This window comes from Gracilibacillus saliphilus (assembly GCF_010994085.1).
GTDB lineage: Bacteria > Bacillota > Bacilli > Bacillales > Amphibacillaceae > Gracilibacillus > Gracilibacillus lacisalsi.
Genome location: NZ_WJEB01000087.1, coordinates 1 through 458 on the forward strand (window position 1 = coordinate 1; position 458 = coordinate 458).

Consider the following 458-nt stretch of genomic DNA (forward strand, 5'->3'; position numbering starts at 1 on the left):
CAAGTTAAGTACAGACCTCATCCAAAACCACGATGTAATCTGTATCGAAGACTTGAACACGAAAGGAATGTTGCGCAACCATAAACTAGCAAAATCTATAGCTGACGTATCATGGTCGAGCTTTGTATCCAAACTAACATACAAAGCAGCATGGTACGGCAAAACGATCGTGAAAATAAGTAAATGGTTTCCATCAAGTCAAATATGTTCTGCTTGTGGATATCACGATGGCAAGAAGTCGCTTGAGATAAGGGAATGGACTTGTCCAGTTTGCCATACTCACCACGATCGAGATGTCAATGCGAGCAAAAATATTCTAGCCGAAGGATTACGAATGGTAGCTTCGGCTTAAACAACCAATAAAACCGTAGGGACTACGGGGATAGCTTGGTAAAGAAGAGAAACCACTGTTAGGGAAGAAATAACCTAATAAGTACGCTCTGTTCCCAAGAATCCCC

General features: G+C 41.7%; 1 protein-coding gene. It reads left to right on the plus strand.

Annotation, left to right across the window (positions count from 1 at the left end):
* Positions 1–352 (plus strand): RNA-guided endonuclease TnpB family protein (locus tag GHT08_RS21965; protein WP_163583503.1); only part of this gene is annotated, 352 nt, incomplete at its 5' end.
* Positions 353–458: the final 106 nt, after the last annotated feature.